Raw genomic sequence first — 16,999 nt, forward strand, 5'->3', positions numbered from 1 at the left:
CCCTCTTAGTCGGCTATTTGAGCGACAGATAAGGATTGTTCGGTGGAACGGCATCGAATATGTGCGATGGGTCTTCGAGCAAATAGCCATGCACCTGGCGCGTTTTGCGCGGTCCCATGACCTCGCACGTCCTGATGTTCAGACCCGATGGCTGTTTCCTGTGGAGTCCGAGTTTTTCAAAGCGCTTCTGCACCCACTGCCAGTCCTGCAGGGCCGCGTCCTTCGCAAGCGGCCCAATGGTTGGATGCTCTTGTGCGTAGCGCTGGAAAACACCAGGGCTGATCAGGTAAACCGTGTCGGACACGGTATGTACCAGGGCCTTGGCGTCATTGATGATGAGCTTGCGGGTCTGGACGGCCTGTTTCAGCCAGGCCATGAAATGCTCGCCCGATGGCCGCCCGGTAAATGAGGCGAAATCGTGCGGCGCAGGCGCGGCGGTCGGCGCCGAAGGACCTGGGGCCGATGCGGGAGGGTCGAGCGGCACCGCTGCATCGTCGGCACCCTCTGGCGGGGCTTCGACGGACTGCTCCGGCTCAGGCGTTGTCTCGAACATCGCCAGCATGCTTTCCAGTGGGTCGGCCGGATTGCGCTGCGTGCTGGGAGGTATGGCGTGACTTCCGCCCGACTGATCTGGACGGCTGCTTGCTGCGGGCTCCTTCTCCGTTGCCACCGCTGCTCCAGGTAGCAATGCAGCGTCGGGTGCGGACGGGCGCGGCCCGTCCTCGGCCTCGCCGGCGTTGTCCACGGTCACGGTTCCCGCAAATGGGCTGGGTCGCTCCGAGGGCTCCCAGATCAGCGCCGGGGCCAGGCGCAGGAGCGTGAAGGCATGGGACCAGCCACTCTCACTGGTAATAGTTGCGCGCCAGATGGCCTTGCCGGAGGCGGTGGGCTGCAACATGGCATGATCCTGTAGCACGTTGAACACGGCCGTGTTGTTCGCGGGGATGCCATCGACCCCCTGGGACAGCAGGTGCGCGCGCAGCTTGTCCGAGACTGTCTTGCTCACCAGCCACAGCGCGTCCTCGGTGAGCCAGCCATCGGAGGCCTCCGGCTGGTTCAGTTTCAGCTCTTCCTTGAGCAGGTAGCGCAGCCCGTTGACCAGCTTGCGTTGGAGCGAGTGCTTGGGCGCGGCCATGGCGCGCGCGGGATCGCCGCCCAGCTCCTGGGCGACGGAGGCGCGGTCGGCCTGCACGACAAGCTCGCCCAGAACCCCGGCGTGCTCGTACTGCCCAGCCAAGACGTAGAGCAGCGGCGCCCACAAGGATGGATAGCCACTGAGCCAGTCCAGCAGATCGCGATTGAGCAATTGCTGGTACAGCAAGCCTGTCGCGGCGCTATGAAGCCGGTACTCGCGGTCGTCGCGGTAGCGGAAGCGGTACGGTTGGCGCAGCGGGCCGTGCCATGGGTGCCAGGTGCTGCCGTCGGCCAGCTCGACGTGCAGATCGACGGCCACCTTGCCGATGTCATGGAGCAGTGCGGCATAGGCGACGGCCGCAGTCCAGGCTTCGGCCTGCGCCGCCTGGTCTTCGGGGCTGGCCCCGATGGGCAGCAGATGGGACTGCCGCAGCTTTAGGCTGTAGGCGACGATTTCGAGGCCATGGTCGAGCATGCCGCCCGGGTAGGCATGGTGATGCGCTTCGGAAGCCGGGAAGGCCTGGACCAGCTCGGCGTAGCGCTCCAGCGGCGCGCGGTACAGGGAGGCGAACTGCTTGCGCGAAAGCGAGGTGCGCTGCCAGATGTGTTCCAGCAGCTTCTGCCGGCGCGGGGTGGCGAGCAACGATGCGGCCGACTCCGGCCGCATCAACCCTTTCGGGAGGTCGGTGGCGGGTGCTGGCGACGGCGCGGCAGCGACCGGGGGCCGTTTTCGCTGGAACAGGGAGAGCATGTCGGTGTCCTGATGGCGGGCCGGGCGGGAGGCCTTTTGGCCTTTTCAAGGTAGGGCCTTTCCCCTTGCACCCCATTCCCTTGCCGTTTCGACCCTTTGGCCTTTAACCGTTTCGGTATAGCGGGGCCTGGGCTGCGGCTCCAGCGTCAATGCGGAACCCGCACGAATGGATTAGACGGCGACCTGGCGCTGGGCCCCGGCCTATGCTGCCGGGGCGCTACACCGCCAGGTAGGCTCCCACCCGGGCGACTAAGTTGACAAATGCGACAAAGGAGACTAGAGTGAATCCTGTCTCAAACCTACCTGGGAGCTGACCATGCCCACTGCGATCGAATTCATTGCCGACCGGCTGCCGCGAGTCACGGTGGAGGATGTGCGACGCTTCGCCGATACCGTCGAAATCCGGGATGCACCGGCGTTCGCGGCTGAGTTGCAGGCGTTCATCCACGAGCGCGTGGAGGCGGTGACGCTGCCCGCCAACCTGGAAGGTGAAACGGTGGCGCAGGCCTTGCAGCGCAAGGCGGCCGCGTTGCGCTCCGACACGCGCTGGACACCGGCTGAAACCGATGTCCAGCGAGGCCGCGCCTTGCTGCTGGAAGCCTTCAACCAGCCGGACAACCTGCCGCCTGCCGAGTTCGCCAAGCTGGCGGACAAGTCGCGCCAGCAAATCTACAAGGACATCCTCGCCCGTCGGCTGCTGGCGCTGAACGTGGGGCCGCGCGGCCAGAAGCTGCCCGACTGGCAGCTCGACCCGGTGAAGCAGCAGTTGACCCAAACCGTGCTCCAGGAGGTCGAGGGCATCGACCACTGGACGATCTACCGCGCGCTGTCCGAACCCCTCGAAGGCCTGGGTGGTCGCTCGCCCGTGGATGCGGTGACGCATGGCACGATCGATGACGTGGCCGAGGCCGTGTTCAACGTGCTGGGCGTCCAGGTGCATTGAAGCGAGACCGCCATGAGCCACGAGCTGCCTTCGTTCCTGATCGATGCCGGTGAACTGCTCCAGCATGTGAGCCGCGTCGTCTATCGGGGCAGCCCGCTGTACTATGGCCGCAGCAGCACGAATCGCTACGATGACCCAGCGGGGGGCCTACGGCGTGCTCTACCTGGGGCGCGACCTGCCCACGGCGCTGATGGAGTCGGTGTTTCACAAGCACCAGTGGCTTGCGGACACGCAACGCTCGATCGCGCTGAAAGAAGTCCAAGCCCGGATGGTGCGCGCAGTAGGCGTGATGGACGACGTGTTTCTGGCCGATCTCACGGCGCAGGGCGTCATGGCGGGCTACTTCGGCCTGAACCTGGAGCAGTTGGCCAGCCGCGACTACACGCACACGCAGCGGGTGTCCGCCCAGGTGCATGCGATGCTCGGAGATGATGGCCAGGCGCTGTTCGACGGGGTGCTCTATCCGTCGCGCAACAACTATCCCGCCAAGAGCATCGCCCTGTTCGAGCGTGCGGGAGCGAAGGTTGGCGTCATCGAGGACATCGACCTGGTGGACCATGTGGACTGGCCGCGTTTCGTTGTTACCTACCGCATCGGCGTTGAACCCGACCCCGGCCCGGTGGGGCCGGATGACGAAGCGTCCTGAAGCAGCAAGAAAACACATTGAAGCCGCAAACCGAATGAAGTGGAGCAAACTGGAATAGGCATTCCTCAACAGCAGGAGACGACCATGAACACGACGACCCGCACCAGCACCGCAGAACGCCTCGGCCGCGCCTTTGGCCGCGGATGGCGTGCCTATGCGCGACGCGAACGGCGGGCGTCGAACTGGTTGGTGTCCAAGGGCATGCCGCGAGCTGGCGCTACCGCGCTCGTGTGGGTAGCCAAGCTGGCTGTACTGGGGGTGCTGCTCTACGTTGCGTTTTGGTTTGCACTCGTGATGCTGGGCGTTGCGGCGGCGGGATGGGCTGCTGCTGCAAATACTTCGGATGAGGACGAGTGGCCTTTCACCGACCTCACCGAGCTGCGCAAGACGCCGGGCTACGATCCCAACCTGTACAACGACACGTCGCACGAGTTGTACACCGACGACTGACCGGCCTCGCGCTATTTCAGTTTTCCTCCGGTGAGCGCCCCGGCACCCTTGCCGCCAGCTTGGCCGGCGCTCTTGCTGCCATCGGAAAGTCCCTGGATGACGTGCCCGGCCCGAATCCCAACCCAGGTAAGGCTCGCCAGCCAGAATCCCGGCAGAACCAGGAACATCGTGCCCATGACGAACATCAGGAGCATGTCGCCGAAGGCGTTGTTCAACCCTACCAGCGGGTCAAAGTTGGTGTGCGGCCGGTTCCAGCCAAAGCCCCAGCCATAAAGCGCGTCCAGAATCGTTGAATCGATCCAGCGTGCGAGCTGGAACCAGAAGTCCGTGAAGAACAGCGCGAACTGCACGACGCTGACGGTGACGACCGTCTTCAGGTCGTAGGTGCCCACAACCAGCACGAGCGGGATGCAGATGACCAGCGCCATCTTCAGTAAGGCGAGGATCATGGGCAGGGATTGGCGCACGACATCCATGGCAGGAAACGCGGCAATCGCGCCGACTGCCATCCCCACGTCGCCCGTGGCGCGCGTCACGATGTTCGGCAGGGTCTTGTCGATCTGGCCGCCGTAGTCCGTATAGACGCTGCCCTGGTTCAGTTTCTGCTGCCGCGGTGACGCGATGGCGCGGATCACCGAATCGTCCACCTCGGCCCGGCTGAGGAACCCGGCCCAGCCCGCCAGGCGATTCAGCAGGGTCGGGTCCACTTGCCCCAGCAGCCGCGCGCGCAGGCCGTTGCTGCCGTCTGACCACCACTGCCTGCAGGTCGGGTAGCCGCCACCATTGGCAACCTGCGCGAGGCCTGCATCGCGGGTGTCGTCATAGGGCCATGCCTCGCGCGCCGTGCTGGAGCGGTAGCTGTCGTAGTAGCCACCCGTGTCCGTGAAAAAGCGCGAGCCGATCCAGGTTACGTCGTGCATCTGCTGCTCATCGAGATCCGGGCGCTGCATGAACAATTTGGCCCGCGCAGGCCCATAGCAATCCCGCGAGAAGTCCGCGACCTCCTGAGCCAGTACCGGGTCGTCAATGCGGGTCGCGTCGATCTCCATCCTCATCTGCCGCAGGTCCGTACCGCACGGGATCGCCGCTACCGAGGCGCTCGTGACGGCGCGCGAGAGCGCGTGCATGAAAGCCCACCAGACCGGCACCTTCGCCGACTGGTTGTTGATGGTGCTGAAGGACTGCGACCAGCCGGTTTCCGTGGGCTGCGGCACGCTGACCTGGCACTGCGCCGAGCGCGAGCTGTCGTACTGGATGGTGCTGAGGTCCACGTCGATGAACGGAATGCCCGCGAACATCACCACCACGATCGCGACGAACACCCGGTTCTCGATACGGGCGGCACTCAGAACGCCTTTGTTGCCCTCGTCAGCGCCTTCCGCGCGGGCCTTCAGCCACTCCTGCACGACGATGGCGACGAAAGGCAGCGCGAACACCCCGCTGGACACCAGCACGGCCCAGATACCGTTGTTGACGATCCAGGACACGAGGGTGAGGTAGTACTCCAGATAGTCGGTCGTGAAGAGCGTCATGGCCCCGATCTCCCCTCAAGCGGCCTGCATCAACAGGCTGGCTTCCAGCGCGACGATGGCGACGACGCCGGCGACCTCGGTACGGATCAGCCGGCGCCGCGCCTGCCCATCTGTCCCGCTTTGGTCTTCGCGGGCCAGCACCCGGCGGCGCATCCAGAACCATCCATAGGCCGTTGCCGCGTACACGCACAGCCGCCAGATGAAGAAATACCCTGCGGAGGCCGCCAGCCACCGTTCCCAGCCTGCAACGCTGCCGACCAGGTTGATGCCCGCGACGTTCGCCCCCACTGCGGCGGCAACGATAAGCACCAGCCACAGCAGCGTCTTCGCCGCGCGCCGGCTGAACAACCAGCGCAGCGGCCGCCAGGCCATGCGCGCCGGGCTCATGGCCGACTCCCCGGATTGCCCTTCTGGAGCTGGTCGAGACGGTCCGGCACAGGATCGCCCTCGTAGATGCCGCGCGAACCGGCCGCGCGCGCGCCGTGGCGCTGGATGATCGCCATGGGCGAGTTGTTCGCCAGTTCGCGCCGCAGCTCCAGTTCGGTCTTGAGGTTGCGAATCTCACGGTCGAGCGTGTCGCTCTCGTGGTTCACCGCCTCCACGGCAAGTTCGTTCGCCGCGACGTTGGGCTCCTTCTTGCCCGTGAGCAGCGTGCGCTGCAGCAGCAGCGCTTTCTCCAGCACGGATGCCAGCGCGACCTCGGACGCGAGGCGCTGCGACAGCAGGTGCTGGTCGGGCTCGTCGCGCAGCGCCTCGATCACGCCGCGCGTGATCGGCAGCGACGCACTGCCAGCTTCGCGCAGGTTCTCCGGCGTCGTGTTCTTGGCCTTGGTTACCAGGTCCTGGAGCGCCTGCAGCTTGGCGTCGTACTCCTCCTGGATCAGCGGCGTGAGCCCGACGCCCGGCGTCGTCTCGGTCTTGGTGCAGGTATCGCACGTGCGCTGCTCCTTCTCGCCGAGCACGCGCGTGGCCCACTCGACGGCAGCCTGCGGCGAGGTCCAGGTCTGGCACGAGAGACTGCTGCAACTGGCCGGCGCAATGGACGAGGTGTCGGTCACGCCGCGGCCGTTGACCAGGTTGTAGCCAGCGCGGGTGACATCGCCGACGACCTTGATCGCGGGCTGGCCGGAGCCGCCCGCGTTGCTGCCCCCGACCCACGGCACGCCGTCATTGCCGCGGCGCGTCTCGGCCTGCTCGATGGCCGAGACCGCATCCGTGCTCGACACGGCATCGCGCAGCGCCAGCCCTTCGGCCATCTGGCTCCAGCCGAGTTGGCCGCCCGCCGTTTCGGCCATCTTCTCGGCCATGGCACGGCACGTCAGCTTGCTGCGGTCGAAATCCAGCCGCGCCTGCAGCACGCCATTGGTGAGCAGGTTGTACAGACCGGGATCGGCCCGCTGGATGATCAGTGCGGGCAACGATGCCACCGCACTGGTGGCACTCTGGATCACCGACGACATGATTTGCTGGAAGCCGTTGGTAATGCCGTTAAGTTGGTTCTTCAACGTGGTCTGGATGCTCATGTCGCCGCAGATCAAGTTGCTGTTCCAACCCACGCCGACACCGATGGAGCGCATGCCGGCTGCACGTCCCATCGACACGGCGTTGCCGCCACCGATCGAGTACATGACGTCATCGCCGATGACGCTGCCGCTGGTCTGGTATCCCAGTTGACCCCAGGCCACGCCGCTGCCCAGCGCGAGCGCGCCGGCCAGTGCCAGGACGATCTCCGTGCGACGTACCCGGCGGGAGAACGGATTGAATGCAGGACGGAACTTCATGGCACCCCCTCAGAGGAAATCGACGCTGCCCAGGAACACCTGGCCCCGGCGCTCGCAGCAGGCATACGGCCGCCACAGCGCCCATGCGTAGTCGCCTTGCTGGGCCTGGGTAAGGAAGCCGCTGCGCGGGAAGACCGTGCAGGACGAGGACAGGACGGGCGTGAGTTCTTGCCACTTGCCGGTCGAGGCATCGCCCTCCATCAGCGCGCCGGCCGGCCAGTAGCCGTCACGGGAGTTGGCAAGCAACGGCTGATAGACGTGGATCTGCCCGCGGCGCGTGACCACATCGCCCGCACGCTGGGCCACCACTGCGCCGGCCTTGAAGTCGTCGGTCTGGTGCAGGAAGCCGCCACGGGGATACACGTTGCCCCAGAGATTCATCGTGGTACGGGCACCGACTTCGCGCCGGCCCGGAATCAGCGCTTCCGGGTAGGCCATCTCGGGCACGTTGTAGCGCCAGGCCAGCGTATCCAGGGTGCTGAGCAAGTACGGCATAAACGCCGTGCCCGCGCCCTCACAGAAGTAGCCTGACGAAGAGACGAACTGGTTGAACACCTCTGCGCCGGGGTGACCGATGACATCCGCGTTCTTGAATTTGGCGAGGCTGTTTTCGTGATCCTCGTTCGTCGTTCCGTCGCCGCCAGCTTGGGCGGACGGGTTGGGCGTGCTCATTGCCTGGACTTCGACCCAGGGGTTTTCTCCGGTATTCGAGTACGACGACACCACTGCATCGGGGATGTAGTGGCGCACCTTGATCGACGTGCGCACGGTGCAGCCCGTCCATGTGCAGTAGAGCCAGTAGCAGATGCCGACGACGCGGTATTCGAGGCAATCGGGCGATGCCACCGAGCCGATGATGGTCGCTGTATTGAGGGCGTAGCTGCCCGTGGCGCTGAGCAGCAGCAACGAAGCCACGCCAGCGCGCAGGCGGCGCATCAGGTCGAATGGTCGGGTCACGGCTGGGTCCTCCGGTGCTGCTCGATGCGCGCGACAGCGCGAGCCACATCCGGCTCGCCATAGACCACATAGCGCCTGTCCACCACCACGGCCGGGAGGCTGGTGATGCCGAGGCTCCATGCGTCGGTAACGCCTTGGTATGCGGAAGCGATGCGTCGCTGCAGATCGGCACCGCCGCCATTCAGCCGGCGCTTGACGATGGCCGTCGCCTGTTCGGGGTCGGTGGGCAGTCCCGCGGAAAGCTCCGCTTCAATCCTGTGGGCTTCGTCCAGCTCGATCAGCCGCTCGCCGCCCATGGTCTTGACCGGGTGGCGGCTGTCGGTGACGACCACCACGTCGGCGGCGAAGGTGGCCGGGCTGAAAACGGCCAGGGCTGCCGGCAGCGCCACGGCCCGGCCGAGGGTTCGCCAGCCCGGCGCGAACCTGGAAAGGGATGCTGTCATGTCGCGTGCCCTTGAAGTTGATCAGAGCAGTAGTCAAACGCGAAGCCGACGCGGCCCCAACAAACAATGCGCATCGCGCACTGCCCGCATACCTGCTTGTCTCGCGCCCATGAAAAAGCGGAGGCCGAAGCCTCCGCGTGGATCAGGGAGCCGATGCCGTCGCTACAGCAGGCCGGATTCCGCGAACGAGTACGGCGTGCCCTGGCCGACGATGAGGTGATCCAGCACCCTCACGTCGATCAGCGACAACGCGGCCCTCAGCGTTTGGGTCAACGCACGGTCCGCGCTCGACGGCTCCGTGCAGCCCGAAGGGTGTTGGTGAGAAAAAATGACCGCTGCCGCATTCAGTTCCAAGGCACGCTGCACGATCGGACGCGCATGCACCGAGGTCGAATGGATCGTGCCTCTGAACATCGGCTCGTAGGCCAGCACCTCGTGCATGCTGTTGAGGAACACGATGGCGAAGACTTCATTGGGCTCGGCGGCCAGTTTCAGGCGCAGGTAGTCCTTGACGGCGGCAGGCCTCTCCAGGGATGGCCCCTTCTTGAAGACCCGCTGCTCCAGCAGCGCGATGGCTTGCCGGATGATCCAGTCATCGGATTGGGACATGGGGGCAAAACGTGGCTCCACGCAGGAGTCGTTGGCGACGAGAGACATGGCGGACCTCCAGAAAGTGAGCGGAGGGCGCCACCCTGGGAGGGCAAGCCCTCCTGGGGATGGAAACAGCGGAACAAGGTGCATCCATCACCGCGCGGCGGTGATTGTTCGCGGCCAGGATGCGAAAGCGAACGGGTAGCGGTCAGCGCGGCGAGCCGCGCCGTAGCCTTCAAGACCGAGGGCTACCTGGGCATGTCGCCGACAACGTCGGCAGGCATTTCGGATGTGGGGGTGGCGGGCGAACCCGGCGCGTCGCTGGCCATTTCCCCGGCCGCCAGCAGGTCCATGGCCGAGAGCAAGGCATCGCCCTCGATCGGCCCCTGCAACAGGATGGCCTGGCCCGTCTGGCGATCGAGCAGTCGCAGCGACGGCGTGGCGGTCACGCCGCTCTTGGTGGCTTCCGCGGCCTGCGCGCGGATGGCCACGTTGGGGCGCTCGCTAGCCATGCACTGTTCGATGGCTGACGTTGTTTCGGGGTAACGCAAGCCATCGGGCAAGCCCTGGCCGTCGCTGCGCGTGTGGGCATAGACCCATTCGACCGCCTGCCAGAACGCCGCATGCCCGCCCGCTTCGGCGGCGCACTCGGCCAGACGTGCCTCGGCCGACGCGGCAGGCTCGTGCGCGGCCAGCGGCTGGTGATGCCATTGCAGCGCCACGTCGGTGTTGTTGCCGACCCAGCGCTTGAGCTGCGGGAAATACTCCCGGCAGAACGGGCATTCCAGGTCGGCATAGAGCGTCAGCGTGAAACGGCCTTCCGGGTTGCCCATCTGCCAGGGTGGCCCAGCGACCTGCGCCGTGCTGACCGGCGCGCGCGACGGCGCTGAGGATTCGCCGGGCGTCCGGGACACCAGCCAGATCAGCAGCAGCGCGACCAGCGCAGCAGCCAATACCCAGGGCCAGCGAGGCCGCCAGCGGCGACGGCGGAACGCCTGGACCTGCATCGGAATGGAAGGACGTTTCTGTTCCATGGCGTTCTCCGGTTTACGACAGTTCCAGGGCCGGCGACTCGATGCCGCGGGCCTGGTCGATCTTCTCGGCCACCTTGAAAGCCGCTTCCAGTTCGGTGCAGCCGTACTGCTGCATGAGCTGGTAGCGTTCGGCCTTCTCCTCGGGTTCTGTCTGCGCGAGGGCGAGGTACAGGGACGGCGGCACGGCGCGGAACAGCACTTCCATGCTCTTGGAGAGGATGACGCCTTCGGTGAATTTCCCCGCTTCCTTGCGCGCCGAAAGCATCAGCGCCTTCTGCGCGGGCGAGAGTTCGCGGAACCGCGCGATCTTCTCAACTTCATCGGGCGGCATGCTGAGACAGATCCACCACTCGATCATGTTGAGCATGGGCTCCGCGGCGCGCGGCAGGTCGTCGATGTTCTGCGTCGCGAGCCAGAACCAGGCCCCCAATTTCCTCCACATCTTTGTAATTTTCACGACGTAGGGCGCGAGCAGCGGGTTCTTCGTGATGATGTGGCCTTCGTCGGTGACGTTGATGATCGGGCGTCCCAGGTATTGGTCGCGCTCGGCGATGTTGTTCACCGTGCTGATCAGGCTGATGTAAGCGATGGAGAGCTGCGCGTTGTAGCCCTCGCGGGCGTATGTCGCGAGGTCAACCAAGGTGATGTCGGCTTCGGGCCACGGCGTGCCGTCGCGGTCGAACATTTCGCCGTCCGTGCCTTGACAGAACATGTCCATCGCATCCGCCATCTCCAGCAGCCGCACGCGGCGCATTTCGGGCAGCGTCGGGTCCTGGCCGCGGGCGCGCAACGCGTTGCGCACGTCGCGCGTAAGCACCGTGCGTTTGTCGGCCACGCAGTGCTCGGCGGCGTCGAGGATGCACTGACGGATCAGCGAGCGGTCAGCCCGCGTCATCCGGGCTTCCTCCTTGTCCTCTCCGCCCGTGATCATCAGCCGCGCCGTGATCTCCAGTTCGCCGAGCACGTCGCGCTGCTCGTCCGCCTCCATGGCCGAGGCATCTGGTGGCGGGTCTTCATCCAGCGCGTCGGCGTCGAGCGTCTGCACGTCGCTGGGCGTCTCGATCAGCCGACGCGCGTCTGCGAATGGCGCGAGGCTGATGCCCGAACCTGGGGCCAGCTTGACCCGGTTTACCGTCAGCCCGAGCATGCGTGCGAAGTCGCTGAACAGGCCGAAGCTGTTGCCAGCCTCCACGATGAACAGCCGCGGTCGGTAGATGGCCGTGACCTGATTCAAGAGGTTGTTGAGCGTGGCGCTCTTGCCGGAGCCGGTGGGGCCGAACAGGAACAGATGGGCGTTCATCTGCCGATCCAGGCGGCTGAGCGGGTCGAAGGTGATCGGCCCGCCACCGCGGTTGAACATCGTGATGCCCGGGTGCCCCGTACCTTGAGCGCGGCCCCACACCGGCGACAGGTTCGCCGCGTGCTGAGCGAACATCAGTTGGGTGTACCACTTGCGCCGATCCTGGCCGGGGTTGTAGCAGCATGGCAGCCACCGCAAGTAGCTGTTGAGCGGCGCCACCTCGTCGTCCTCGCGCACCGGCTGCAAGCCAGCATTGAGCATCACGTTCGCCAGGTCCAGGCCGCGCCGGTCCAGTTCCGCTTCGTCGCGTCCGCGCAGGTAGAATGCCAGCGTCCCCCGGTAGAGCTTGTGTGCGCTGCCGATGAGGGAGCGGGCTTCCTGCACGTCCTTCAACGTCTGCTCCGACGCCAGCGTCTCGCCCACGGCCTTCTTCGCCAGGTGGTTGAGATCCGCTTCCAGGACATCCTGCGGCGTGGCGACCATCGTGAGACACAGCAAGGTGTCTTCCGGCATCTGGTCGAACAGCGTGTTGATGGCATCCCCTTTGCGGGTCTCGCCGGTCAGGTGTCCGGTGCCGGGCGGCATGCGCAGCCGGTCGGTGATCAGCACGCGGTGCGGCATGCCGTCGAAATACCAGGTGCCGTGCTCCACGTCGGAGCGTGGCTGGCCGAAGAACAGCCGCTGGCTGAAATCCCGCCCGCTCGCCAGCTCGATTTCGCCGGCCTCGCTTTCTTCGGTGCTGTCGGGGTAGCGCGCCAGCGCGTAGAAGCGCTCCCGGTCCTCTGCACTCGGTCCAAGCATCGCCGGGCGCGGATTGAACCACCGCAGCAGCCAGTCGTGGACGTCGGCTGCGACCATGCGCCGTGCCTGGATGCCGGCGTTCGCCAGGCCGCCGCACAGGCGGTCGCAGACGATGTTCAGCATCTGCTCGGGCGTCTGGCCGCGGCGGCTTGCCTGCCCAGTTGCACGGCGATAGATCACCATGCGCACCCGCCGCGTCTGGCCGCGCCAGCGCAGCCGCGTGACCACCGTGTCCTCGAACAGGCCGCCGGGCTTGGCCACAGCGCGCAGGTGGTGGCCGAAGAAGCGCAAGTAGAACTCGGTGAACGCCGAGCCGCGCGCACGTGGCTGCACGTAATCGCGCAAGGTCTGCATGTACTGGTCGAAGCTCGGTTCGTCCTGGGCATAGAGCTGGAGCACCCACGGGTTCTCGTCCAGTTCATCGAAACTGTCCTGAAGCGCGTTTTCCAGGGCGTCGCGGGCATGCGCGAGCCAGCCGGGTTCCCGGCCTTCGGTGCCCAGCGGCACCAGTTCGTAGAACGCCGCCACCGATTGGCCATCCTCCAGGAGCATCGATTTCGACCCGGGCAAGAACTCCACCCAGGGCAGCAGTTCCACGAAGGACGGCGCAACGTCGTACAGCGCCTGCTCGTCGGCCACGGTCGCTGGCTTGCGGCCGTGGACTGCCGAACCGGGTTCGGGGATGCCGGCCTGGCGCAAGGCCTCGACGTGGCGCTGCCAGCTGTCCGGCTGCTCATCGCTAGCCGGGCTACTGGAGCCGGCGCCGGCCAGCTTCGGCCATGGGAGTTTCCACCGCATCAGTAGTCCTCCACGCGCTCGCCCGGCATCGCGTACTGGATGCGCTGGTAGAGCGGGAAGACGGTCGTGTAGCCGGGCACCGGCACGGGATCGGTGCCGGCCAGATGCGGGTACACGTACATCACGAGATCGGGATTGGGCAGGCGCTGGAACTGGCGGTGGACCTCATTGCGCGCGGTGCGCGTGTAGCGCATCTGCTCGACAGGTGCGGCCTGCACGTCGGCGTCGGTCAGGGGCCGACGCAGGCTCTGGCGCGCATCGAGCAGCTGGCGGCCGGCGTTCCGTCCGGCTGCGCCACCGCCGTCGCCGGCCTCCTGCTGCCAGATGTCCATCATCGTGCGGTCACCGTGGGTCAGCAGCTTTTCCTTGCTGGTGGCGCAGCCGCCGAGCACCGCGACGGCGAGGGCCAGCACCAGGCCCTTAATCGAGTTCGAGAGCATGGCTTTCTCCTGCGCGGTGATCGACCTTGCGGCCTTCGGGATCGAAGTCGATGGCGAGCGGTTTTTCGAGGTGGACGGCGACCTTGGCGCCGGGCTGCACATAGACGGCGGCGAACGCCTGGCCGTAGAGCTTGTTGACCCAGGCCGACATGTCCCGGACACCGCCCGCGAGAATCTGGCCGACCGCTTCCTGGCCGGTGATGCCCACGGTGCCGATGGAGCCGTCCGAGCCGACATAGGACATGCGGCCGCTGTCGCTCTCGATGAGCGAGGCCACGCCGGCACCGGCCGCGGTGATCAGGGCCTGCGAGCCGAGGTACTGCTGGGCGTTGCTGCGCCGCTCGCCGCTGACGCAGGGGATGCCGTGCGGGTCGCTGATCCAGCCCAAGCCGTCGCGTTGCTGGTTGTTCTGCTGGTTGCCCTCGCGGTCTTCGGGGATCGTGCGGATCGTGCCGTCGTTGAAGACGAACGTGATGCTGCGCACCTGGCCGCGCACGCACGAAAGCGTCCAGTCGCCCGATGCGGTGCCGCTGAACACGGCGCCGGCCACGTCGGGAATGTCGATGCCATTGGCGGTCAGGTTGTCCGGCCCGACCAGGACTTTGAACGGATAGGGATCGTTGACCGTGCCGTCGATCGGCACGCGGCCGATCAGCGCGGTCATGGCGACCGAACCCATGAGCGTGGAGTTGGTCGGCACGGTATAGACCGGCTTGGCACTCTTGACCCCAGAGGCGCGGGCGCCCGCGTTGGCCACGGTTTCCGCGGTGGTTTCGAGCGTGCTCTGCGCCGGGCCGAAGCTCGTGGGGAAGCTCATTCCGCCGCTCGCGCCACGACCGCCGTTGCGCCCCTCGGCGGGCTTTGCGTCGTCCGGCTCGACCCACCGCACGCCGCCCTCCATGCCGGCCTCGTCGCCGCCCTGCAGCCCCAGGCCCACGGGCAGGTCCGCATGGCCGCCGCCGCGCCCGCCGATGCTGTCCAGGCGCCGCTGCAGGTCGGCGAGCAGCCCTTCGGTCTGCTGGCGCGCGCTGGCCGCCTGCTCCTGGTCGCGGCGCAGGTTGGACCGCTCGGATTCGAGCGCCGAGTTGATGCGCTGGTCGATGGAGTTCTCGCGCTGGCGCAGTCGCTGGTTCTCTTCACGCTGCGACTTGTTGTCCGAGAGCGCGGTCTGAAGCTCGGTGCGCAACTGCTTCACTTGGGCAACGAGCGTCGCCACGGTGTCGCGCGGGGTGTCGCCTTCGATGCCCAGCGCCTTCATTTCCTCGGGCGTGAGCTGGGCGCCGTTGTCCGCCGCGGGTGGCGCCGTGCTGCCTCCACCCGAGAACAGCCGGATACCGACGAACAGCACCAGGATGGCGACAGGGATCATCAGCCACTTGAGCAGGCCGTTACTGCGCATGGCGGGCCTCCTTGGCGTTCTCGTCGCCGTCCGGCTGCGGCAGATGCACGGCAGGGTCGAAGCGGTGAATCGCCGGCAGCAGCGACTGCGCGAGGCCGCGGCCGCCCGTGACCAGGTAGAGGACGGTCGTGTCCTCGGGCGTGCCGCGCGGGCCCAGCGCCTCGTGCTGGAAGGTGGCGGTGAGGAAATCGCCTTGCAGCACGCGCGGGTCGAGCGCGACCCAGTCGGCGCCGGTGTTGGTAAGGCGCACGGCAGTCACCCATTGGTCTTCCAGGCGCCACGACGCGAGCGCGACCGCGCGCACCGGCAGCGTTGGCATCAGTGTGTCCAGGTCGAGGTCGCGGGGCAGGTTGACCCGCATGACGCCCGGAAGCGGCTCGACGGTGCGCAGCGGTGCGTAGAGGTTCTGCGCGGCGAAGCGCGTCAGCACGACAGGGACCGGAGTTTCGCGCCGCGCGGTCCGCGCACCTGCCTGGCCCTGGGCGCGTGCCGGGGCCTCGGCACTGTCGGCCTGCTCGCCATAGCGTCCCGGTGCGCTGTCACCCTCGACGATGCGCACCGGCTCCAGCTCGGCTTCCCCGTCCTTGGGCGGTTCGGCTGCGATGTCCAGCAGGATCAGCGCGCCCGTGTCGGCGTCCTGCAGTTGCAACCGCGTGGGCTCGATCGGCTCGCTGGCGCGCAGGTACACCGCGCCACCCGCACTCTGCACGCGCAGGCGTTCGCCCACGCCCGCGGGCACGCCCACGCGCACGTTCCGGTCGATGAACACGATGCGTTCCTGACCGACCTTCAGCGGCACTGCCAGTGGCATGCGTTCCCAACGCAGGATCTCCACCGCCTGGGCGACGGGTGCCGCGGCCACGGCCAGTAGCCCCAGCAGCGCGAGTACAGGATGCTTCATGGGGTGTTTCCTCCTTGAGGCGCTTGCGGAGACAGGCCACTCGACGCCGGGCGCGCCGGCTCCGGTGCACTGATGCGCTGGGGCGCGCCTTCGTAGCAGTCCAGCGCCAGGCCGAACGGGTTGCGGGCGGGATCGACGTCCACCCGCGTGACCTTGATCGGATAACGCACCAGGGCGCGCTTGACCTGCTCGGCGCCGTAGTACTCGTCCGCCGTGATGTCCAGCGTCACCACCCAGTCGCGATCGGACACGGTGCGCACGCGCGCCGTGGGGTCGTCGCCATAGCCGCGGCCGGGAATCTCGTAGATGCCGCGCACGCGCTGGCGTAGCTCGCCGGTGGAGCGGCGGTAGTCGTAGTCCGCGCGAAGGAAGGCCTGGCAGGACGGGGTGAGGTACGGCGAGAGCGTGTGGAGGTTGCGCGAGTAGTCTTCTTCGCCATTGGTCGGCCAGCGGTTCAGCGTCTGGAACACGTAGAACGTGAACGCATAGACCGATTCGGGCGGCACTTCCCACCACTTGCGGGTACTGCCAGAGCGCAGGTCGGGCGGGACGTGGATGGTCAGGTCGCGCGGCGCGCTCCACCAGCCGCCGCCCATGACCAGGGCGACAATGACCAGCGCGCCCGCGCCCAGGCGCAAGGTCTTGATGTGCGCCTGCAGGTGGGTGATCTCGTTCTTGAAGCGGCTCATCGTGCCCCCCTTGCAACGGACCTTCGGGTGGACCAGAAGCCGGAGCGCGAGATCAGCACGTGGCCGCCTACCCATCCCGCCATCAGTGGATGGCGCGTGGCGATGCGCCATTGCAGTTGCCGGTACAGCCAGGTGTCGGGGCGCCCGCGCTTGAGCCGGCGCAGGATGCCGCCGCCGATGAAGACGCCCAGGGCCACGCCCAGGACGACGAACGTCGGCGCGATGGCGATCGTGCGGAACACCCAGGACAGCGGCGCGCCGACCAGCAGGCCGGCGGCGCCGGACAGGCCGCAGCAGATCCACAGTTCGTCGGCGGTGAGGCCGCGCACGACAACAGGGTGGCGGTTGAGCCGATGCGGAAGGAACGTGACCGTCCCGTCCGCACGGACGTGCTGCTGCTCGGACATAC

General features: G+C 66.7%; 16 protein-coding genes and 1 pseudogene. 3 read left to right on the plus strand and 14 right to left on the minus strand.

Translation table 11 applies throughout. From position 1 onward, the window contains the following. Positions 1-13: 13 nt before the first annotated feature. Positions 14-1,885: a MobH family relaxase gene (mobH, locus tag ACK1VC_RS13205; RefSeq protein WP_003821130.1), complete on the minus strand. Its 1,872-nt coding sequence runs from the start codon at positions 1,883-1,885 to the stop codon at positions 14-16. Between the two features lie 316 nt (positions 1,886-2,201). Between mobH and ACK1VC_RS13210 the strand changes: the two genes are divergently transcribed. The 3 genes and pseudogenes from ACK1VC_RS13210 (at position 2,202) to ACK1VC_RS13220 (ending at position 3,924) form a co-directional block, all read left to right on the plus strand. Further along, positions 2,202-2,828 (plus strand): integrase, encoded by a 627-nt coding sequence (locus tag ACK1VC_RS13210; RefSeq protein WP_003821129.1) that lies wholly within the window; start codon positions 2,202-2,204, stop codon positions 2,826-2,828. Positions 2,829-2,840: 12 nt separating this feature from the next. After that, positions 2,841-3,474, plus strand: a pseudogene (locus tag ACK1VC_RS13215) (RES family NAD+ phosphorylase). 84 nt (positions 3,475-3,558) lie between these two features. Next, a complete protein-coding gene (locus ACK1VC_RS13220) occupies positions 3,559-3,924 on the plus strand; it encodes a DUF3742 family protein (protein WP_003821127.1) in 366 nt (121 codons plus the stop codon). A gap of 11 nt (positions 3,925-3,935) precedes the next feature. Here the strand turns inward: ACK1VC_RS13220 and ACK1VC_RS13225 are convergent, their stop codons facing one another. The 13 genes from ACK1VC_RS13225 to ACK1VC_RS13285 all read right to left on the minus strand — a co-directional run bounded on the left by ACK1VC_RS13225 (position 3,936) and on the right by ACK1VC_RS13285 (position 16,997). Next, on the minus strand, positions 3,936-5,456 hold the full coding sequence (locus ACK1VC_RS13225; RefSeq protein ID WP_003821126.1) for a conjugal transfer protein TraG N-terminal domain-containing protein: 1,521 nt from the start codon (positions 5,454-5,456) through the stop codon (positions 3,936-3,938). Positions 5,457-5,471: 15 nt separating this feature from the next. Further along, the gene (locus tag ACK1VC_RS13230) at positions 5,472-5,843 is read right to left on the minus strand and encodes a hypothetical protein (protein WP_003821125.1); all 372 of its coding nucleotides are present in this window, start codon (positions 5,841-5,843) and stop codon (positions 5,472-5,474) included. Continuing rightward, positions 5,840-7,237, minus strand: a complete 1,398-nt coding sequence (locus ACK1VC_RS13235; protein ID WP_122048404.1) for an integrating conjugative element protein — start codon at positions 7,235-7,237, stop codon at positions 5,840-5,842. The genes ACK1VC_RS13230 and ACK1VC_RS13235 overlap by 4 nt, the downstream gene beginning before the upstream one ends. Before the next feature lie 9 nt (positions 7,238-7,246). Beyond that, positions 7,247-8,173: a TIGR03756 family integrating conjugative element protein gene (locus tag ACK1VC_RS13240; protein WP_205301664.1), complete on the minus strand. Its 927-nt coding sequence runs from the start codon at positions 8,171-8,173 to the stop codon at positions 7,247-7,249. A 17-nt stretch (positions 8,174-8,190) separates the two neighbouring features. Next, positions 8,191-8,637 carry a TIGR03757 family integrating conjugative element protein gene (locus tag ACK1VC_RS13245; protein ID WP_003821119.1) on the minus strand — a complete coding sequence of 149 codons (447 nt, stop codon included), beginning with the start codon at positions 8,635-8,637 and terminating at the stop codon, positions 8,191-8,193. A gap of 162 nt (positions 8,638-8,799) precedes the next feature. Continuing rightward, positions 8,800-9,294: a JAB domain-containing protein gene (locus ACK1VC_RS13250; protein WP_003821118.1), complete on the minus strand. Its 495-nt coding sequence runs from the start codon at positions 9,292-9,294 to the stop codon at positions 8,800-8,802. A gap of 182 nt (positions 9,295-9,476) precedes the next feature. Beyond that, entirely contained in the window at positions 9,477-10,262 is a 786-nt protein-coding gene (locus ACK1VC_RS13255; RefSeq protein ID WP_012614069.1) for a DsbA family protein, read from the minus strand. 13 nt (positions 10,263-10,275) lie between these two features. Continuing rightward, positions 10,276-13,161 (minus strand): conjugative transfer ATPase, encoded by a 2,886-nt coding sequence (locus ACK1VC_RS13260; RefSeq protein ID WP_012614070.1) that lies wholly within the window; start codon positions 13,159-13,161, stop codon positions 10,276-10,278. Beyond that, positions 13,161-13,601: a TIGR03751 family conjugal transfer lipoprotein gene (locus tag ACK1VC_RS13265; protein WP_003149753.1), complete on the minus strand. Its 441-nt coding sequence runs from the start codon at positions 13,599-13,601 to the stop codon at positions 13,161-13,163. The genes ACK1VC_RS13260 and ACK1VC_RS13265 overlap by 1 nt, the downstream gene beginning before the upstream one ends. Next, complete coding sequence (locus ACK1VC_RS13270) at positions 13,582-15,000, minus strand: TIGR03752 family integrating conjugative element protein (RefSeq protein ID WP_004350605.1); 1,419 nt, start codon at positions 14,998-15,000, stop codon at positions 13,582-13,584. The genes ACK1VC_RS13265 and ACK1VC_RS13270 overlap by 20 nt, the downstream gene beginning before the upstream one ends. Next, positions 14,990-15,901, minus strand: coding sequence for a TIGR03749 family integrating conjugative element protein (locus tag ACK1VC_RS13275; RefSeq protein ID WP_004350604.1), 912 nt, complete (start codon positions 15,899-15,901; stop codon positions 14,990-14,992). The genes ACK1VC_RS13270 and ACK1VC_RS13275 overlap by 11 nt, the downstream gene beginning before the upstream one ends. Beyond that, entirely contained in the window at positions 15,898-16,590 is a 693-nt protein-coding gene (locus tag ACK1VC_RS13280; RefSeq protein ID WP_012614071.1) for a PFL_4703 family integrating conjugative element protein, read from the minus strand. The genes ACK1VC_RS13275 and ACK1VC_RS13280 overlap by 4 nt, the downstream gene beginning before the upstream one ends. Next, positions 16,587-16,997, minus strand: a complete 411-nt coding sequence (locus ACK1VC_RS13285; protein ID WP_003821108.1) for a TIGR03750 family conjugal transfer protein — start codon at positions 16,995-16,997, stop codon at positions 16,587-16,589. The genes ACK1VC_RS13280 and ACK1VC_RS13285 overlap by 4 nt, the downstream gene beginning before the upstream one ends. Positions 16,998-16,999: the final 2 nt, after the last annotated feature.

Source organism: Pseudomonas sp. XP2 (assembly GCF_053557975.1).

What these genes read in the sequence shown, in the direction of transcription:
- mobH (WP_003821130.1), bottom strand. Translation starts at nt 1,885, where the DNA reads ATGCTCTCCCTGTTCCAGCGAAAACGGCCCCCGGTCGCTGCCGCGCCG.
- ACK1VC_RS13210 (WP_003821129.1), top strand. Translation starts at nt 2,202, where the DNA reads ATGCCCACTGCGATCGAATTCATTGCCGACCGGCTGCCGCGAGTCACG.
- ACK1VC_RS13220 (WP_003821127.1), top strand. Translation starts at nt 3,559, where the DNA reads ATGAACACGACGACCCGCACCAGCACCGCAGAACGCCTCGGCCGCGCC.
- ACK1VC_RS13225 (WP_003821126.1), bottom strand. Translation starts at nt 5,456, where the DNA reads ATGACGCTCTTCACGACCGACTATCTGGAGTACTACCTCACCCTCGTG.
- ACK1VC_RS13230 (WP_003821125.1), bottom strand. Translation starts at nt 5,843, where the DNA reads ATGAGCCCGGCGCGCATGGCCTGGCGGCCGCTGCGCTGGTTGTTCAGC.
- ACK1VC_RS13235 (WP_122048404.1), bottom strand. Translation starts at nt 7,237, where the DNA reads ATGAAGTTCCGTCCTGCATTCAATCCGTTCTCCCGCCGGGTACGTCGC.
- ACK1VC_RS13240 (WP_205301664.1), bottom strand. Translation starts at nt 8,173, where the DNA reads ATGCGCCGCCTGCGCGCTGGCGTGGCTTCGTTGCTGCTGCTCAGCGCC.
- ACK1VC_RS13245 (WP_003821119.1), bottom strand. Translation starts at nt 8,637, where the DNA reads ATGACAGCATCCCTTTCCAGGTTCGCGCCGGGCTGGCGAACCCTCGGC.
- ACK1VC_RS13250 (WP_003821118.1), bottom strand. Translation starts at nt 9,294, where the DNA reads ATGTCTCTCGTCGCCAACGACTCCTGCGTGGAGCCACGTTTTGCCCCC.
- ACK1VC_RS13255 (WP_012614069.1), bottom strand. Translation starts at nt 10,262, where the DNA reads ATGGAACAGAAACGTCCTTCCATTCCGATGCAGGTCCAGGCGTTCCGC.
- ACK1VC_RS13260 (WP_012614070.1), bottom strand. Translation starts at nt 13,161, where the DNA reads ATGCGGTGGAAACTCCCATGGCCGAAGCTGGCCGGCGCCGGCTCCAGT.
- ACK1VC_RS13265 (WP_003149753.1), bottom strand. Translation starts at nt 13,601, where the DNA reads ATGCTCTCGAACTCGATTAAGGGCCTGGTGCTGGCCCTCGCCGTCGCG.
- ACK1VC_RS13270 (WP_004350605.1), bottom strand. Translation starts at nt 15,000, where the DNA reads ATGCGCAGTAACGGCCTGCTCAAGTGGCTGATGATCCCTGTCGCCATC.
- ACK1VC_RS13275 (WP_004350604.1), bottom strand. Translation starts at nt 15,901, where the DNA reads ATGAAGCATCCTGTACTCGCGCTGCTGGGGCTACTGGCCGTGGCCGCG.
- ACK1VC_RS13280 (WP_012614071.1), bottom strand. Translation starts at nt 16,590, where the DNA reads ATGAGCCGCTTCAAGAACGAGATCACCCACCTGCAGGCGCACATCAAG.
- ACK1VC_RS13285 (WP_003821108.1), bottom strand. Translation starts at nt 16,997, where the DNA reads ATGTCCGAGCAGCAGCACGTCCGTGCGGACGGGACGGTCACGTTCCTT.